This window comes from Dyadobacter sp. CY261, assembly GCF_021440085.1.
Taxonomy (GTDB): Bacteria; Bacteroidota; Bacteroidia; order Cytophagales; family Spirosomataceae; genus Dyadobacter.
In genome coordinates, this window is record NZ_JAKCPW010000005.1 from 146075 (window position 1) to 160461 (window position 14387).

Annotated in this window: 15 protein-coding genes; 8 read left to right on the forward strand and 7 right to left on the reverse strand. The window is 47.0% G+C overall.

Features of this window, described 5'->3' with window-relative positions:
• From LZD49_RS15680 to LZD49_RS15695, 4 genes are all read left to right on the forward strand, one after another.
• A complete protein-coding gene (locus tag LZD49_RS15680) occupies positions 1-777 on the forward strand; it encodes a glucosamine-6-phosphate deaminase (protein ID WP_234668521.1) in 777 nt (258 codons plus the stop codon).
• 45 nt (positions 778-822) lie between these two features.
• Positions 823-2208, forward strand: a complete 1386-nt coding sequence (locus LZD49_RS15685; RefSeq protein ID WP_234668522.1) for a putative oxidoreductase C-terminal domain-containing protein — start codon at positions 823-825, stop codon at positions 2206-2208.
• A gap of 132 nt (positions 2209-2340) precedes the next feature.
• Positions 2341-2619 carry a type II toxin-antitoxin system RelE/ParE family toxin gene (locus LZD49_RS15690; RefSeq protein ID WP_234668523.1) on the forward strand — a complete coding sequence of 93 codons (279 nt, stop codon included), beginning with the start codon at positions 2341-2343 and terminating at the stop codon, positions 2617-2619.
• Positions 2620-2630: 11 nt separating this feature from the next.
• On the forward strand, positions 2631-2960 hold the full coding sequence (locus tag LZD49_RS15695; protein ID WP_234668524.1) for a HigA family addiction module antitoxin: 330 nt from the start codon (positions 2631-2633) through the stop codon (positions 2958-2960).
• Here the strand turns inward: LZD49_RS15695 and LZD49_RS15700 are convergent.
• Both LZD49_RS15700 and LZD49_RS15705 read right to left on the reverse strand, forming a co-directional pair.
• Positions 2957-5098: a 2'-5' RNA ligase family protein gene (locus LZD49_RS15700; protein WP_234668525.1), complete on the reverse strand. Its 2142-nt coding sequence runs from the start codon at positions 5096-5098 to the stop codon at positions 2957-2959. The two genes, LZD49_RS15695 and LZD49_RS15700, sit on opposite strands and share 4 nt — an antisense overlap.
• A 107-nt stretch (positions 5099-5205) precedes the next feature.
• Positions 5206-5496, reverse strand: a complete 291-nt coding sequence (locus LZD49_RS15705) for a hypothetical protein (RefSeq protein WP_234668526.1) — start codon at positions 5494-5496, stop codon at positions 5206-5208.
• Between the two features lie 143 nt (positions 5497-5639).
• Here LZD49_RS15705 and LZD49_RS15710 point away from each other — a divergent pair, with 143 nt between their 5' ends.
• The 4 genes from LZD49_RS15710 to LZD49_RS15725 all read left to right on the forward strand — a co-directional run bounded on the left by LZD49_RS15710 (position 5640) and on the right by LZD49_RS15725 (position 9467).
• Positions 5640-6062, forward strand: a complete 423-nt coding sequence (locus LZD49_RS15710; protein ID WP_234668527.1) for an XRE family transcriptional regulator — start codon at positions 5640-5642, stop codon at positions 6060-6062.
• A 563-nt stretch (positions 6063-6625) separates the two neighbouring features.
• A complete protein-coding gene (locus tag LZD49_RS15715; RefSeq protein WP_234668528.1) occupies positions 6626-7624 on the forward strand; it encodes a hypothetical protein in 999 nt (332 codons plus the stop codon).
• Positions 7625-8139: 515 nt separating this feature from the next.
• Entirely contained in the window at positions 8140-8913 is a 774-nt protein-coding gene (locus LZD49_RS15720) for a hypothetical protein (protein ID WP_234668529.1), read from the forward strand.
• Between the two features lie 38 nt (positions 8914-8951).
• Positions 8952-9467 (forward strand): nucleotide-binding domain-containing protein, encoded by a 516-nt coding sequence (locus LZD49_RS15725; protein WP_234668530.1) that lies wholly within the window; start codon positions 8952-8954, stop codon positions 9465-9467.
• Between the two features lie 58 nt (positions 9468-9525).
• On the opposite strand, the gene LZD49_RS15730 is transcribed toward LZD49_RS15725, so the two are convergent.
• From LZD49_RS15730 to LZD49_RS15750, 5 genes are all read right to left on the reverse strand, one after another.
• Positions 9526-11229: an FAD-dependent oxidoreductase gene (locus LZD49_RS15730; RefSeq protein ID WP_234668531.1), complete on the reverse strand. Its 1704-nt coding sequence runs from the start codon at positions 11227-11229 to the stop codon at positions 9526-9528.
• A gap of 197 nt (positions 11230-11426) precedes the next feature.
• Positions 11427-12323, reverse strand: coding sequence for an anti-sigma factor domain-containing protein (locus LZD49_RS15735; protein ID WP_234668532.1), 897 nt, complete (start codon positions 12321-12323; stop codon positions 11427-11429).
• Positions 12320-12865, reverse strand: a complete 546-nt coding sequence (locus LZD49_RS15740) for an RNA polymerase sigma factor (RefSeq protein WP_234668533.1) — start codon at positions 12863-12865, stop codon at positions 12320-12322. Before LZD49_RS15740 ends, LZD49_RS15735 begins: the two co-directional genes overlap by 4 nt.
• A gap of 240 nt (positions 12866-13105) precedes the next feature.
• Positions 13106-13834 carry a gliding motility-associated ABC transporter permease subunit GldF gene (gene gldF / locus LZD49_RS15745; protein ID WP_234668534.1) on the reverse strand — a complete coding sequence of 243 codons (729 nt, stop codon included), beginning with the start codon at positions 13832-13834 and terminating at the stop codon, positions 13106-13108.
• A gap of 35 nt (positions 13835-13869) precedes the next feature.
• A complete protein-coding gene (locus LZD49_RS15750) occupies positions 13870-14385 on the reverse strand; it encodes a DUF4199 domain-containing protein (RefSeq protein ID WP_234668535.1) in 516 nt (171 codons plus the stop codon).
• Between the last annotated feature and the right edge of the window lie 2 nt (positions 14386-14387).

Here is a 14387-nt window from a genome sequence, read left to right on the forward strand (position 1 = left end):
ATGAAAGTTGATCAGCTTGAAATTAAGATCTTCGAGACCCGCCAGGAAATGGGCGAAAACGCGGCCCGGGCCGTTGCCGACAAGATCCGGGAGATTCAGGAAATGCAGGAATCTGTCAATATCATTTTCGCCTCCGCACCTTCGCAAAACGAGTTTCTGGCCGCACTGAGGGAAGCACGGGGCATCCAGTGGGAGAAGATCAATGCATTTCATATGGATGAATACATTGGTATCGCCGCCGATGCACCGCAGAATTTCGGCCATTTCCTGAAAGTAAGGTTGTTCGATCATGTACCGGTTCGCTCCGTTACCTATCTCAACGGTAACGCTACCGATGCGCAGGACGAATGCGATCACTATGCGAAATTGCTCCGCGAGCATCCGATCGATATTGTTTGCTTGGGTATCGGCGAGAATGGACATTTGGCATTTAACGACCCACATGTGGCGTTTTTCGATGATCCATTGGAAGTCAAAGTGGTGGAGCTCGACGATGCCTGCCGCCAGCAGCAGGTGAACGACGAATGCTTTGACTCCTTTGACGAGGTGCCGCAAACGGCATTGACCCTCACCATTCCTACTTTAATGAAAGCTAAAAACGCCTTCTGCATCGTCCCTGGCGAGAAAAAGGCACAGGCCATTTACCATACCGTGGCCGAGGACATTCAGGAAGCCTATCCGTCGACGATCCTGCGGCAGCATCCGAATGCGATCCTTTTCATTGACAAGGCCAGTTCAGGGAAGCTCAAAGAAATTTCGTCATACTCGCAGGCATAGTTCCGCACCGGAGCTATCTTGCATGTATTACCTCAACCCATTCAAATGAGAAAAGAACTCTTGACAATCGCTTTATTGAGCGCAATGGTATTCAATCAGGGATGTAATTCGAAGAAGGAGGAAGCAAAGAATGAGGAGAAGAAGCCGCTGAGCCTGATCGTGGTCGAACCCGGCCACTTCCATGCCGCGCTGGTCCAGAAATCCATGTATGCCGACGTTGATTCCGTCGTGCACGTGTACGCGTCCGAAGGCCCGGATGTGAAGGCTTACCTCGACAAGGTGGAGAAATACAACACCCGCCCCGAAGACCCAACGCATTGGAAAGAAGAGGTTTACACCGGCGCCGATTTCTTTGAAAAAATGATCTCGGAGAAAAAAGGCAACGTAGTGGTGCTGGCCGGTAACAACCAGAAAAAGACCGATTTCATCAAAAAATCAGTAGACGCAGGCCTCAACGTCCTCGCCGACAAACCGATGGCCATCGACGCACCGGGCTTTGAAAAGCTGAAAGAAGCATTCACCAGCGCCGACAAGAACAAGGTGCTCCTGTACGATATCATGACCGAACGTTATGAGATCACCAACGCCCTGCAACGCGAGCTCGCATTGCTGCCTGATATTTTTGGTGAATTACAAAAAGGTGGGCCCGGCAACCCTGCGGTGTTGAAAGAAAGCGTGCACCATTTCTTCAAATACATTTCGGGCGAGCCGCTGGTACGTCCTACCTGGTTTTTTGACGTCAATCAGCAAGGCGAAGGAATGGTAGACGTGACCACGCATTTGGTTGATCTGGTGCAATGGAGCTGTTTTCCAAATGTATCCCTCGATTATAAAAAGGATATTCAACTCCTCTCGACGAAGCGCACCGCAACCCGGCTAACGCCATCGCAGTTTAAGCTGGTTACCAAGAGTGAAACTTACCCGGAATTCCTTAAAAATGATGTGAAAGACACTTTGCTACATGTGTATTCGAATGGCGAGCTGAACTATATCCTCAAAGGCGTTCATGCCAGAGTGTCGGTAATTTGGAACTTTCAGGCACCCGAAGGCACCGGGGATACGCATTACTCGATCATGAAGGGCTCGAAAGCGAACCTGGTCGTCCGCCAAGGCAAAGACCAGAAATATAAGCCTGTGCTCTACATTGAGTCTCCCGACCAAAGCAAAGGTTACGAAGATGCTGTTGCAGCGGCATTCAAATCCGTTCAGGAGAAATTCCCGGGTGTAGAACTGAAAAAGATCGCCGCAGGCTGGGAAGTTGTGATTCCAGCGAAATACGACACCGGTCACGAATCGCACTTCGCGCAGGTTGCGAACAAGTATATGGAGTATCTCAAAGCCGGAAAGTTGCCTGAATGGGAGGTGCCGAATATGATTGCTAAGTATTGGTTGACGACGTCGGCCTTGAAGCAGGCGAAAGAGAAAAAGTAAGTCATTAGCCGCCGTCTTAAGACGACGGTAATAGATTTTGGGGGACGAGCGGTTTGTGGCTGCTCGTCTTTTTTTGTTTTTAATGCCCAATGTTTATTGTCAAATGTAACGTACTATGTTACATTTGTGTTAATGATAAAAAGCTTCCGACACAAAGGGTTACGGTTGTTTTTTGAGGACGAAGACACCACTAAAGTACCCGGAGCACACATTATAAGAATTCGTAATATTCTCACACGTTTGGAATTTGCAAAGTCACTGGATGATATCGGCACGCCGGGGTCGAGGTTACATCCGTTGTCGGGGAAACTGAAAGGCTTTCATGCAGTGAATGTGTCGGGAAACTGGCGGATTATTTTCAGATTCGAGGACGGCGATGTGTTCGACGTCGACTATCTGGACTACCATTAACAAAGCAAATTATGAAAAGAGGCATGAGACCAGCCCACCCTGGGGCATTGATAAAGGAAACTATCGAGGGACTAAAAGAGGAGACCGGTCACGACTACACCCAGGCTGAAATTGCAAAGGGCTTGGGCATTACTCGTAAAACACTATCTAACATCCTGAATGAGCATCAGGGGATCAGCCCTGAAATGTGCGTTCGTTTATCCGAAGCTTTTGGAACTAGCGCTGAATTCTGGCTGGACATTCAACGGAATTACGATCTGTGGCATGCCGAGAGAGCAGTAGAGCGTAAAACGATTCAACATTTCCGCCCTTTGCAAAACAACGCATTACAGCCAGCTTAAAATATATCCCCTTTCGCTAGCATGGACAATGTATCTATCACATCAAACTGCTTTCGGTCATCATTGAATTTTCTCACAGCAAGGGAATCACACCAGAACTTTGTATTATAGCTATTAAACAGTGAATAGGCTGTTTCAATCCAATCCGCTCGCAGCCGCCGGCCGATGGTCATATGCGGGCTTTCGAACATGTCGGTCCAGCCTTCGGTGTGGTCTTTTAGAAGTTTGGAATTCAATGCCTGTTTAAGCTGGTTGCAGCGTTCAACGATTGCCTTTGAAGATTCACTGGTGAGTTCAATATAGAACGCGCCGCTTGTAGCGAAATGATTAAATCCATTGAATTCCAGTTCAAAAGGACGCAGCGTGCCTGTCTTATTCACAAGCTCTTTGAGTAGCAGCGGATAGTCATGCTCGTAAGCGTAAAACTCAAACAAGGTAATGTGCGCTTCCGAATTCACACTGTTGAAAAACCCTCCGACAGCCTGGTTCAATGCCAGTTTCATCTTCCTGACCGCTTCCACAATCTCGGCGGTCGGCCGTATCGCGATCATGTAGCGGGCTGGTTCCTGCATTTGAAATATTTCCTTGTATTTACTTTCAATCAGTTGAATGTCTTCATGTTCCAAATCAGCAAATTCCTTATCCAATGCCCGGCGTGACAGCCTTCCCGCATTTTGGGATAAAAAAACCACTAGTAACGACACCATCTTATCCGGCATCGGGATGCGGTCGTCCAGCCAGTTTTTGAATGCGTCGTATCGTTCGAGGTATTTGATTTCGTCTGGAATCGTGCGGTAGATCGTATGCGCAACGCACTCGAAGAGAAACTCGGCCTGCCTGGTGGCATCGAAATAGCGATAGTAATCCGCCGTTTCATTTTTGACTTCGACGTTGTGATCGACAGTCGGCTCCCAGTCTATGAATGGAAGAACGGAATGAGAGTAATGCTCCAAAACTGACCGGTAGTCGCCTATTTTTTCCAGAATCGCCGCCGAAACCGGAAATATCATCTGCTCCGGGCTGAACCGGGTTTGAGCAAGCAGATGGTGAATGATGTACCGGTGAAGCCGGCCATTGCCATCCACAAACGGGTGAATGAAAACGAAGCCAAATGCGATCGACGCGGCAATCAAAACAGGATGATAGCCCCTTTGCTCCATCAGCTCAGCAGCTTCAAGAAGCCCCTCCATTAATTCGCCCAGATCTTCCCACCGCGCCGAAATATGATCGGGCATCGGGGTTCCGGTTGACCTATCGTGCTCACCGATGAACCCGCCCTCTGTCCGAAAGCCTAGCTGTATCCGACGGGAATCGCCGATCACTATCTGCTGCAAACGCAGTAGTTCCTCCGAAGTAAGTGGCTTGTCACCGGCCTGCCCGATCGCCTTGCCCCACAGCATAGCCCGGCTTGGCGATGGATTCTCGCCCTCAATCGAAAACGATGCCTTCGAGTCCTTCAACAGCAGAAATGCCGACGTCCTGGCCAGAATATCCTTGTGGACGTTTTTTAAAGTCGCGTAAGAATGCTTTTCAAGCGATTCTCCAATAAAGTTTTTGAGTTTTTCCGACTTAAATATCAGCGGACAAAACTGCCGCGTCCCCGGCAAATTATTGCGAATGCGCTGCCTGGGCACGTTGACAGACTTCTCCAATGCAAACTGTAAATCCCCATCCAGCAGCGCCACGTAATTCCCCTCCTTCAAATCCGGAATATCGAGCGGCTCGTCCATCAGCCATTCGTACAAGAACCATATTCGTCGGCTGTACTGGCCCGTTCGTTCAATGCTCACCAACGCTTCGGCTTCGTTCTTGCCGATGCGCTCGAATAACTTTTTGAAGAATAGTAAGTTAACCCCTTCATATTTCAAAGCGAAGACCAAATGACCGTAAAGGCTATCTGACGGGGTGTATCTTGCTGTAAACACATTCCAGTGCTCGTCCGACAACTGTTTGTAGCGGGTGCCTATTAAAGATAATTTGTCCGGTAAGGGCAATTTGAGCGCAAGCTTTTCTATAATGGCACCGTAACCTACAAGCAAAGCTCTTTCAAGAGCCTGTCTTCCATGAAAAACAGTTACAAGCTGTGAAAAATGATTATTTTCAGGCCATTCTTCTGAAATACGATTATTCTCCGGCATAACTTCCTGGCTTTCGGTTCCATTGAGGTTTGTGAAAAATAATTAATTTCCATGAAAAACGATTATAAAATAATCATTTTTGTGAAAAACGATTATTTTCGATCTGATTAAAGTGCCTCCCCTCGCCCAATCCGCTCCACATTCTCAAAAAACGCAATCAACTCCTTAAACGAAAAGTAAGTATCACAAAGCTCCGGGGCGTGGCCTTGTTCTTTGAGGGAGATGATGTAGCCGGTGAAAATCGTCCAGAGTTCGTCGCGCCAGCTTTCGGCGCTGCTGCTGCTCAGGAGCTTGCCTACCTCGCGGCCATATGCCAGCAATGTCGCATCCGTGGGTTCGATAGGGTGTGTTTGTTTGTTCATGGGATCGGTGTCGGAAGTGTGGTATAAATCGTGCATTTACATTTTCCGTAAAGCACGCATTCCTGCAACCCGTACCCAAGACATACACCCCCGTAACTTACGCCGAAATAGCTGTAAATTACCCGACGACTTCCCGCCGGATTTATATAAATTGCCATTTCAACGAAATCGCTTTCTGTATGACACATACTACCTCCAACCCGAAGATCCACGAAGGCCGCAACGTGAAACGGTTCCGCGAAATGCTCGGAATCAAACAAGAATTCTTGGCCTTCGAGCTCGGCAGCGATTGGAACCAGCAAAGAATCTCCACGCTCGAACAGCGCGAAAAAATCGATTCCGACATCCTGGAACAAGTATCAGCTATACTCAAAATACCCGTGGAAGCGCTCCGAAATTTCGACGAGGAAAAAGCGGTGAATGTTATTTCGAATACGTTCAATGACAGCTCTATGCTCAATGCCGTTAATAACAATCCGACTTTTCATCCTATTGATAAGATTATTCAGCTTCATGAGGAGAAGATTGCGCTTTATGAGCGGATGTTGAAGGAGAAGGATGAGATGATGGGGCGGTTGGAGAGGTTGATTGATAGACGTTAGCTTGCGTTATAAGACCACCCTGGTAAGCAACCAAATGAAATGAGTTTCCAAGCAGCTGAACATAATGATCCAAACATTCATGAATGTTTGGATCATTCTCAGCCAATTAATACCCTATATGCTCTTATAGTCTGCCAATTCACTAAAATTCCAAGGATATAAATTTCTGGCAAACATGATATTATTTGTGTAATATTGCTCTGGTAGCACTTTGCATTTAGACTATTATTCTAGGGATTGTAAAGTAAGTCCGGCTTTAAGACAATTGACAGCCGATTCTTAGATAATTATCTACTTTACTAATTAGGATAGATGCTAAGACGTTTCTAAAAATCGATGAAATGCTCGTCATACAATGAATTTCGGCTCGCTATCATTAGCGTGACACCATAAGGTGCCCTATGATGAACAATCTTTATCGATGTTCTTTTCTGTATTTATTAATATTACTTGAAACGCGTAACAAGAAACTGAAATAATACTGGCTAGCTCGTCTCAGAAAGGGATCAATGCGAATTAATAATCGCAAGTTACTTGGTGATATTAAACTCCTCTAACTGATAATGCACAATAACAAAATCGTCCTTGGATTTCCATATTCCGGTGCGTTGCTCTGGCTTCTCAATGCTGAAAGGCAGTATAATCAATCAATCAAAGAGAGGTATGCAGGAAGCCACCCATACTACGCGACACTCTACGGTGATGAGCATCATAAGATAGTAGATGAGACGGTAAGCCTAACTTTGATGTTCGACGAAATCTATCTCGCCCCGGCTGATGTATATCTTCCCGACTATGAAAAATTTAGGGATGGGCAAAAGTACTTTAATAAGGATCTAGGAATTGTGAGCAGCTGGGATTGGTCGTTTCACTTTGGGTCTTCCGAAGATAGTGTTGCAGGTATTTTAAGTGATCCACTAATAGAGTCGTGCTTGATCAATATTCCAGTAGCGCTTCGAGGACAACTAGTCCGTGACGCAATAAACCAACTCTACATTTGTCAAAAATACAACCTTCCTATTTTTGCCAAACCCATATACCTGCAAATGTGTAGCAGGATAAATGAGCTATTTATAGGGATAGAAAATCTCCAAACTAAAAGTCCCCTTCCGTACCAAGATGCAATTAAAATTGCATTCCAAACTTCAAGCCTACATTTTAGTATTAGCAGCCTAGACGAATATTACGTTCTAAGACAAGAAAAGTCTGTAAAAAGATATGGCGAAGCATTTAGGTCACATATCACAGAACTTTCCAATGGGAACCTAGACAAAATATCACTCTACAAAGCTATGGTTGAAGCAATGAACAGAGAGGCCATTTCAAACAAAATAAGCGGCTCAATCGATATTACCTCGTCATTAACAAGCATTGCCTCCATAATACCAATAGTTGGCACCGCGACTGGTATAGCGGGAATTGGGCTAGATGCTGCCTCAGCGTTATCAAAAAAATATTCGGATCACAATCGCTGGTGGCAATTTGCAGCAAAGATTTCAGAAACACTCACCCGCGATAGGATCGAGAAAGATTACTTGAAATTGATAAATGGCACCGAATGATTGCTATACTATGAACGACATAGTTCTGTTTTTCAACAACCCTGTTTTTACAATCTTGGGAGGACTGGCTACAATATTTTCAATATGCGCAGCACTCTATTCACTTTACTTAATCTTGATTGGAGTTTTACCAGTTTGGGTGAGGCTAGGGAAAAACTTATCTCGAAAGAAAATAGGTATATTTGCAGAAACTGACTATAACAGTTTACGAGACTATTTGACAGACTCCGGGCTTTTTAAAGCGCATAACATCTGCCAGATAACAAGAGACTCAACTCATAAGGGAGAAAAATTCACAGTTAAGTTGCTAAACTATGCAGAATTCTCGGACCGAATTGATCAAGTCATCAGCACAAAAAAAGACAGCGATACACTAGTCATATACTTACCACAGAGCGCCGGAAGGATAAACGAAGATCATATGAATCAGTTTACCAATATGAGAAACACTATTGTTGTAAACTTACGGGGAAGGTTAATAAATGACATTCTCGTTTCTCTAATAACGTCTTCGCATGATTAAGGATGAATTAAATCGATTGCTGAGATCTTACGTTAAGGAAAATCTATCGCCAAACAAAAGCGATATTGCGTTTGTAAGCAAGATTTATCAGTCTTTCTGTGAACTATTGGGCAACCAGAACTGCTTGCAAATCGGATCTTACCCCCGCTATACATCTGTTAGACCAATCCATGACCTTGACGTCTTATATATCATGGGAAATTGGCATCAAACAAATATACTTCCCTTCAAAGATCTCACTACCCTTGCTGAAAAATTTGGGCGCGAATATAAAAACCCCACAGGCCATAACATCAAGATCCAGGTTCAAACCCATTCAATAACTTTCCAATTTGTATCAAATGATTCGGAAATATTTGCTGTCGACCTAGTCCCTGCATTGCGTGATACGATAAACGAATTTGGAAAATACACCTTCTATGTGCCCGAAGTAATCAAGTTAAGGCGTGGTGATAAGCGCAAGATGTTTTACAAACAACATCTTGCACAACCGCAAGAAATAGAATGGATAAAAACAGATCCCCTAGGCTATATCCAAATTGCATCTGAAATAAACGAACAAAATTCAGATTTCAGAAAAGCTGTCAAATTTGTAAAGGGATGGAAATATTATTGCAAATCAATTGACGATGAGTTTAGCTTAAAGTCATTTCATATTGAGCAAATCATTACGGAAATGTGCAAAGAGATAATGACATTTGATGCATTTGATTTGATATTCTATTTTTTTTTACCCTTGCAGAAAAGATTCAATCCCCGTCAATAAGGGATCGAGGAGATCGTTCTAAATTTATTGATGACTATTTGCTTGATTTAACAAGTTCGCAAAAAGACATGATTAAATCATCTGCCGAATCAATTCTTATATCACTTGAAAATATTGACCAAAATTCCGTTATTGAAACAATAATTAAATCTGGTTTGGATGGACGAAGTCATAAACAAGAAGAATTTTTATTTGATCAAAAAATACCTACCCTAATCGATCCGCACTTAGAATTTAGTATTGATGGATTCATAGCGACTCAGAATGGATTTCGCGACTTTCGAGCACGGCTCAAAAATTTAAATGGGATTGTTGATAAAAATAATCGAATCGACTTCAAAATAATAGATAGTAATTTCCAAAAGGATAGCACCAAATGGAAGGTCAAGAACGACAACAATGCACCAGAACCACGAGGCGAGATTTCCGATCATAAAACTCTTAATAACCCGGAAAAAACTGCATATCTTGGACACCATTATGTTGAATGCTATGCAATCAAAAATAACATATGCATTGCCAAAGACCGAGTGGAGGTAGTTGTTAGAAAATAGCCTCTGCAAATATTTATTAAGATTACCCTAACTATACAAGATTTGGAATTATCCACGCTTAACTCCACTCCAACTCAACTCCCTCCCCTGCTAAAAACTCCTGAAACGCCTTCAAGACGCCAACATCCTCCCGCACAGCCCGAGGAACAACACCTTTCAACCCAGCATACTTCACCAACAACCCCACAGCCTCCCCAATGCTCCACTCCACCGGATGCAGCCGATAACACCCATTCGTAATATGTGTTGTCCCAATATTCTTATTAGCAGGCAGAATATTCTCCATCCGCACAGGCAGCAGCGCGCCCAAAGGAATCTGAAACGGCAGTGAGCCGAAATCAATGTAGTTATCCCCGCCGGTACTGGGATGCAAGTCAATGTGGTAATAGCCAATGCCCACGCTGTCTTCAAACTCAGCGGCTTTCACGCCAGCAGATTGCCCGGTGATGCTCGCGCGCTGGTCTGCGCCTACGTGTTCTTCCTTGATGGTAAAAAGGGCCTTGATGCGGCGGGATTCGCGGACGTAGGGGTATTTGGCGAGGCCATCTTCGGTGCCCATTACGTCTTTGCGGAGGCGGATGCCGGGCCAGCCTTTGCCGCCGTCGGGGCGCGGGGCTTCGGTTTGGAGCCAGTAAAGGAGCGAGAGACTAAGTTGCTTGCCACGCTCGAAATGTTTGTCGAAATCCTTTTCGCTGGAAGTGATCAGGTTGCCGAGGGTATAGTCGTTTTGCGGCCAGTTCACGATGGTAATGTCGCCGGCGTAGGTGCCGGGGGTGAAGTTGGCCTTGTTGATAATGCGGCGGTAGAGCCAGAGGTTCAGCTTGTCGCCCGTGGGAATACCTTCCGGGTGGAAGCCGAGCTGTTTCGGTTCCAGGGTTTTGGGGTTGGAGTACGAGAGGTCCAGCAGCCTCCCCGACCATGGTTTGGCCATTTTGGGGACGTAATTCTTCCAGAAATCATATTCGCGCGGCTTTTCGATCACGTGGTTTTCGCCCGGGCGGTAGTCGATCGCGTAGCAGACGGTGAATGCCTGCACGTTTTCAGGATCAGCCTTTTCGGGGGCGTGGAATTCGCCGGTTTGGGCTTTGGATTCGGCGCCGGTGACGTATTCGGTGCCGGTCATGGGCAGTAGGTCACCGAGCTCGGTCGCATCCGCAAAATAGGGCGCGGTAAGGGTTACCTGGGTTTTGTCCCGGCGGTTGAGGGCGGTGAGCGATTGTACTTTGTTGCCTTTTACGTCGGCTGAAACGATTTTGTGTTCCAATAGCAATGTCAGCTTGCCGGAGCTGAGGTAGGGATTGAGCAGGTCGGTGAGCACGGCAACGGCCACACGCGGCTCGTGGCAGAGCTTGGAAACCGAGCCGTCGCCGGGATTGAGGTTTTTGCGGGTTTTAGCTTCGGCGGTGAGCGGGTAGTTTTTCTGGTAGTACTCGCGCACAAGCGTCCGGAACTGCCGGTAGAGCTTCGTGCCGCCGTGTGTTTCGATCCACTGGTGCTCGTCGGGCGGGACGCCTTGCTGCGATATTTGGCCGCCGATCCAGTCGGTTTCTTCGGTCAGGATTACGCTCAGACCATTGCGCAACGCAGCCAGTGCGGCTGCGCAACCTCCGAGGCCGCCGCCAGCGATGACGAGGTCGGCGGTCAATGTTTCCTTCGGCTTGTTTTCACGCGACAAAGGTCCGGACTGTGTAGCCGGACCTTTGTCGATATTAACCAGTGCACCGCCAAGTGCAATGCTTTTTAAAAAACTGCTACGCTTCATATAATTGGTTTCTTGTGCCGTGTCACGCTGAGCGAAGTCGAAGCGCATGCACGATGGTACTCACATCTCTCGGTGTTGTCACACTGAGCGCAGTCGAAGTGCTTGCACGATGGTACTTACATCTCTCGGTACGGACTGCCTTCGACCGCCGGGCGGCCCCGTGCGTTCAGGCTGACATTCCTCAGGCTGACATTTCTCTACACCACCTTCCCCATCACATACATCTCCTCCATCGTCGGGGTGGGGTTGCCGCCTTCTTTTTCCAGTGTGATGGCGAATGCGGCGGAACCGGCTTTGGTGTTTTTCATTTTCAGGACTTTTCCTGTAAATGCATTGTCAATCATTCCGATGTCCACCGGCTTGCCGTCTACGATGCTCCAAAGCTGGTATTGCTTGCCCTGAGGCGCAGCTGGGAGGTTTTGTACGTCTATCAGCACTTCGTTCGTTGCCGTGTTCCAGAATGCCGATACCGCGCTTTCGGGCGACTTGGGCAATCCGGCCAGATGCACGTGTTTGTAAGATGGGCTGCGGAACAAGGTCGCCAGTGCCTGGTTGTATTCGGCCTGGCTCCTGATGCCCGCCATATCAGCCTGCATACTTTGCACTTCGGCAGCCATTTTGTTGTTGGCACTCTTCAAATCGGTCATCTGCATGGCCGACCATCCTGCGAAAACTGCCAGCAATACGGCAGCCGCAACGGCCAGTTTGGACCAGAATGGTGTTACTTCTTTCGTTTCAACGCGGTCGAATGCATTATCGATCACACGCGCATCGGTATCCGCTGGCTGCACGACGGCTGTTCCATCGGCAAGCGAAACTATCTTTTCATCGGTTGGTTCCTCGGACTTTGTATCTTCCTCCGCAGCAGCATCGAAGCTCATCTGTGCAAAAATCGACTCTTTGAGGGAAGGGGGCGGCGTAGCCTGGTGTTTCAGCGCATATTCTTCCAATGCACTTTCGGTACGCAACAGCTCTTCCTTGATCTCAGGGTAAATATGCGACATACACTCCACCTCCTGCTTCTCCTGAGGGGAAACAGTGCCCAATACATATTCCTCCAATATACCGGACTCTATATAGGCTTGGATATTCATACTGCAAAGTATTGTTTTAACTCTTGTAATGCGGTCCGGATCCGCGATTTCACGGTGCCTAACGGAATGCTCAGTTCTTCCGATATTTCCTCATGCGTGTAGCCCTGGAAATAGGCCATATCGATGAGGATCTTTCGCTCGGGCCTTAACATGTCGATAATGGCCTTCATGTCCGAACTGACAATCTGTGAATCTTCGTACGTATCCTTCTCATTGAGGACCACTGTGTCTTCTATATCATTCATGGCCGGTTTGCGCCCCTCCGCCCTGACTGCGTCTATCGCACCATTGCGGGCGATATTCATAATCCATGTAAACAATCGTCCTTTCGCCGGATCATAGGAAGCAATATTCTTCCAGATCTTCAGAAAGCATTCCTGTAACACATCTGCGGCTTTCTCCTCGTCCTTCAACGTTTTTGAAATGATATTAAACAAAGCTCCTGAGTAATGGTCGTACAGGAATTCAAAGGCGCTTCGCTCGTTTCTTTTCAGAGCTGACACCAATTCCTCCTCCGAGTATTTTACCTTGCTGGTAGCCAAGAGTCGCTTAACTTTTAATTGTAAATTACTTACTGGCAATCTAATAAAATTTCCCTTATAGCGAGCCGGGCTAAAACAAATTATTGCCTCGTCGCGATAGAAGAAGGAGATTACCAGAGAAGGGGGAATTGCTGGCGCCCCGGACCGTGTGCCTGAGATTCTCATCGTAGTGTGCTTTCTGTCATATACGAACAGCGCACGGGAATGGATCGACAGACGGTGATTTCACCCCCGCGCCATTCACTTTCTAAGGCGCTCTACACGCCAGAGCGTCAGGAAGATAAAGAAGGCTATCAGGCTGAGCAGGTAGATTACGTTGCGGGAGTCGATGAGCCCTTTGCCCAATGCCTGGTACTGAACGTCGAGGGCTATACCTGAAAGCAGATTAGCCGCAAAACCATCCCCGAACATGCCCGAAATCGCTCCAAAACCAATGTACCAGATGAATGCCAGAAATACACCGAGGATGAAGGCAACGATCTGGTTGTCGTTCAGGGACGATGCCCAGATGCCCATCGCGACCAGCACTCCGCTGAACAGCAGCAGTCCGAGGTAGGAGCCCGCTACGGCCGCCGAGTCGACGTCCCCTTCCGGGTTACCGAGTTTGTAAACGCTGTAATAGTAGATCAATGTAGGCAGCAGCGTAAGCACCACCAGCACCCAGTTGGCAAAAAACTTCCCAAGCACGAGGTCAATATTACGAATGGGCTTGGTGAGCAGCAATTCGAGCGTGCCATTCCGCGATTCCTCCGCCAGAGAACGCATGGTAATGGCAGGGATCAAAAAAATGAGAACATAGGGAGCCAGGCTGAAAAACGACCCCAGGTCGGCATAGCCATAATCGAGGATGTTGGAATCAGGAAAAACCCACACAATGAGGCCAATGGCCGTCAGAAACACCGCCATGACGATGTAGGCGATCAGGGAGTTGAAAAAACTGGCTACCTCTTTGCGAAAGATTGCTAACACTATCGGAAGATTAATAAAATCATTTCAGGAATGCATTACTCGAATACCGGCTTGTCCTTGCGCATAATGGCGGCGATCACGAGCGAAACAATGAACCCCGTAAGCACATAGCCCAGGATCACCATCACGAATACGAAGCCGGGCGTCATGAATTTTTGCGAAACTTCGATCGCCTGTTCGATCTGCGCATCGTCTTTGCCCTGCCTTTCCATATCCTCGCGAATCTGATCCAGCCCCTGGGAAAGCAAGGTATTATCGATAAATTTCATGTAGAAAAGCGTAAACGCAGAGCTCAACACGCCTAGTACCGCCGACATAAGCGACCCAAGGCCAAGCCCTTCGCCGTAGCTGATAAAGCCGTTGTTCTTTTCCCGGAAATCCTTCATCGCGAAAATGATCGCCGCGATCATGAACAGGTACGAGAGCGAAGACAAAACCTTGTTTTGACCAAGACCGGAAACATAGAGGATCGTTGAATAGATCATCGTCACCACAGCGGCAAGGACGCCGTATTTCAAGGCAATTCGGGCGGTAGAGGTTTTTTCTTCCATAA

Excerpts from the sequence above, each read along its gene's own strand:
- LZD49_RS15730 (WP_234668531.1), bottom strand. The coding sequence starts at position 11,229 with ATGAAGCGTAGCAGTTTTTTAAAAAGCATTGCACTTGGCGGTGCACTG.
- LZD49_RS15700 (WP_234668525.1), bottom strand. The coding sequence starts at position 5,098 with ATGCCGGAGAATAATCGTATTTCAGAAGAATGGCCTGAAAATAATCAT.
- LZD49_RS15735 (WP_234668532.1), bottom strand. The coding sequence starts at position 12,323 with ATGAATATCCAAGCCTATATAGAGTCCGGTATATTGGAGGAATATGTA.
- LZD49_RS15750 (WP_234668535.1), bottom strand. The coding sequence starts at position 14,385 with ATGGAAGAAAAAACCTCTACCGCCCGAATTGCCTTGAAATACGGCGTC.
- LZD49_RS15705 (WP_234668526.1), bottom strand. The coding sequence starts at position 5,496 with ATGCACGATTTATACCACACTTCCGACACCGATCCCATGAACAAACAA.
- LZD49_RS15720 (WP_234668529.1), top strand. The coding sequence starts at position 8,140 with ATGATTAAGGATGAATTAAATCGATTGCTGAGATCTTACGTTAAGGAA.
- LZD49_RS15710 (WP_234668527.1), top strand. The coding sequence starts at position 5,640 with ATGACACATACTACCTCCAACCCGAAGATCCACGAAGGCCGCAACGTG.
- LZD49_RS15685 (WP_234668522.1), top strand. The coding sequence starts at position 823 with ATGAGAAAAGAACTCTTGACAATCGCTTTATTGAGCGCAATGGTATTC.
- LZD49_RS15715 (WP_234668528.1), top strand. The coding sequence starts at position 6,626 with ATGCACAATAACAAAATCGTCCTTGGATTTCCATATTCCGGTGCGTTG.
- LZD49_RS15680 (WP_234668521.1), top strand. The coding sequence starts at position 1 with ATGAAAGTTGATCAGCTTGAAATTAAGATCTTCGAGACCCGCCAGGAA.
- LZD49_RS15690 (WP_234668523.1), top strand. The coding sequence starts at position 2,341 with ATGATAAAAAGCTTCCGACACAAAGGGTTACGGTTGTTTTTTGAGGAC.
- LZD49_RS15695 (WP_234668524.1), top strand. The coding sequence starts at position 2,631 with ATGAAAAGAGGCATGAGACCAGCCCACCCTGGGGCATTGATAAAGGAA.